This window comes from Acidovorax sp. GW101-11A03 (assembly GCF_059424825.1).
Genome location: NZ_JBWKZU010000131.1, coordinates 1 through 2,399 on the forward strand (window position 1 = coordinate 1; position 2,399 = coordinate 2,399).

General features: G+C 69.2%; 2 protein-coding genes and 1 pseudogene. All 3 read right to left on the reverse strand.

The window, feature by feature from the left end; all coding sequences use genetic code 11:
- The coding region (gene pseG, locus AC07Z7_RS24955) for a UDP-2,4-diacetamido-2,4,6-trideoxy-beta-L-altropyranose hydrolase (protein WP_494768027.1) at nucleotides 1-844 on the reverse strand (844 nt) is incomplete at its 3' end.
- Nucleotides 844-2,130 (reverse strand): aminotransferase class III-fold pyridoxal phosphate-dependent enzyme, encoded by a 1,287-nt coding sequence (locus AC07Z7_RS24960; protein WP_494768028.1) that lies wholly within the window; start codon nucleotides 2,128-2,130, stop codon nucleotides 844-846. The genes AC07Z7_RS24960 and pseG, both read right to left, overlap by 1 nt.
- Nucleotides 2,127-2,399: pseudogene (locus AC07Z7_RS24965) on the reverse strand (cytidylyltransferase domain-containing protein); the annotation flags it as partial. The pseudogene AC07Z7_RS24965 and the gene AC07Z7_RS24960, both read right to left, overlap by 4 nt.

Sequence of the window (2,399 nt, forward strand, 5' to 3'; positions counted from 1 at the left end):
GTTCGATCACGGGGCGCTGCGAAGGCGTCGTGGTGACGCACGCCGTAGGTAGCCCCATGCAGAAACGCTCCCATAGCGTTCCGCCAGGGGCGCCCACCGCGCAGTCGCAGCGGGCCATCGTGGCGGCCACTTCGCGCGTGGCCACCACCACTTCCAGGCGGCCGGCGGCAGCGGCTGCGAGTTCGCACAACGCCGCGGCTTGCGGGCCTTCCTGGCCGAGCACGGCGACGACGCGCGCGCCGCCGAACCACTCCAGCAGGCCGCGCGCGAAGGGGAGGGTGGCGCCGGCAGGGTCCGTCCCGCCTAGCGCGAGATGGATGCGCGGACCGGCGTGCGGCGCGTCCTCCTGCGTAGCGTGCCGCCTCGTTTCCGCGAATTCCTCCCGCAGAAGGCACCAAGCCGGGCCCAGGAGCAGCGCGGCGGCTGGCGCGAGTTGGCGGTAGGCATCCGCGTCGGCGCTAGGCGACGGGTCGAGCACGGCATCGGCGGCGAGCGGCCTGTCGGCGAGGTCGTCGATGGCGAGCAGGCGCGGGGAAGCGGGGCGGGCCGCTTCGTGCCAGCGGGCGTCGAGGCCGTAGTGGTCGACGACGAGCCAGTCGGTCGGGCCTTCGAGCGAGCGGAGCGTTTCGGCTGCGTCCTCGGCGGCCGTGAGGCCTTCGGGGATGAGGCTGGCCCGGTGGCCGGCGGCCTCGATGCCCGCGGCCCAGGGGCGCATCGCCTGCGTGCCGATGAAGTGACACTGCGCGCCGCGCGCGCGGAGGCGCGACGCCAGAGCGAGGCACCGACTGAGGTGTCCTTGCCCTGCCGCCGGCGACGCGTCGGCGCGGAACGCGACGCGCCGCATCATCGGATCTTGAAGAGCGGCTCCAGCGGCTTGCAGCGCAGCAGCTCGGCCATGCGCCCCTCGAGCGCACCGACGCGCAGGATAGGGAAGACCTCGTCGTACACGGCCAGGAGGCGCGCGATGTCCTCGCGGGTGTGCGCGAAAGTGAGGTTGTGGGTGCCGTAAGCGAGGATGCCGCGCTGGAACATCTCCTGCATGAACAGCGTCTTGCTGCAGAAGGAGGAGCAGCCGGGGACGTCCTTGAGGATGAGGAAGGACCAGCTGGGGTGCCCGGTCGAGGTCATCAGCTCCTGCGTGCCGTGCTTGTAGATGAGGCCCTCGACACCCGCCATGAGCTCGGTGCCGAGCTTCGCGAGGTAGCCCGTCACGTCCTGGGTGGCCACCTTGTCGAGCGTGGCGCCGGAAGCCGCTAGCGAGAGCGTCTCGCCGCCGAAGGTGAACGAGAAGAACACCTCCTCCATCAGCTTCATCACGTCGGCGCGACCGGCGATGGCGGCGAGGGGGTAGCCGTTGGCGAGGCCCTTGCCGAAGCAGGCGAGATCGGGCGTGACGCCCAGCATTTCCTGCGCGCCGCCGGGCGCGTAGCGGAAGCCGGTGATCGTCTCGTCGAACACCAGCAGCGCGCCGTGCTTGCGGCACAGCGCCTGCACTTCTTCCAGGAAGCCGGGCTTCGGCGCCGTGATGTTCATCGGCTCCATGATGGCCGCCGCGACCGCGCCCGGATGGGCCGTGAAGATTGCCTCGAGGGAGTCGGTGTCGTTGTACGTCCAGCTGTGCGTGAGGCCTCGCACGGCCTGGGGCACGCCGAGGTTGCGCGTGGTGGAGCCGATGTACCAGTCCTGCCAGCCGTGGTAGCCGCACACCGCGACGTGTTCCCGGCCCGTGAACGCGCGGGCGACGCGTACCGCGCCGGCCGTGGCGTCGGAGCCGTTCTTGCCGAAGCGCACCTTCTCGGCGCAGGGCACCATGCGCACGATGCGCTCGGCGACCTCGATCTCGATGTCTGTGCTGAGCGTGAAGATCGTGCCCTTGCGCAGCTGGGTCTCCACGGCCGCGGTGACGTCGGGGTCGCAGTAGCCCAGGGTGACGGAGGCGAGTGCGTTGATGTAGTCGGTGTACTCGTTGCCGTCCACGTCCCAGATGCGGCTGCCTTTACCGTGGCTGATGAAGTAGGGCGAGACGCCGTACGGGTACTGCGTGCGGCTCTTGCTGAAGGTCTGTGCGCCGAGCGGGATTACCTTTTCCGCGCGGGCGAGCATTTCCTGTGATTTCGTGAAAGTCTTCATTTCCTGTCCTGTACGGCCGCCGCAGCGTCCCGCCGCAGAGACTTGTAGTAGCCCTCGTTGCGCAGGATTCCACCGTTGATGGTGGCCAACATCGGCTCATTGTCCAGCAATTGCAGGACGTCATCCATCGAAAAGCGCGGATTGGCGGGGTAGAGGCGCTCGAACACCTGCGAAACGAAAACAAAATCACGCGGTTCGTCGACCGTCCAGCGCAGGGCCGAGAGGTCGACGGCGTTGCGGACCTCGCCGAGCCGGAAGCGCTCCGGCCG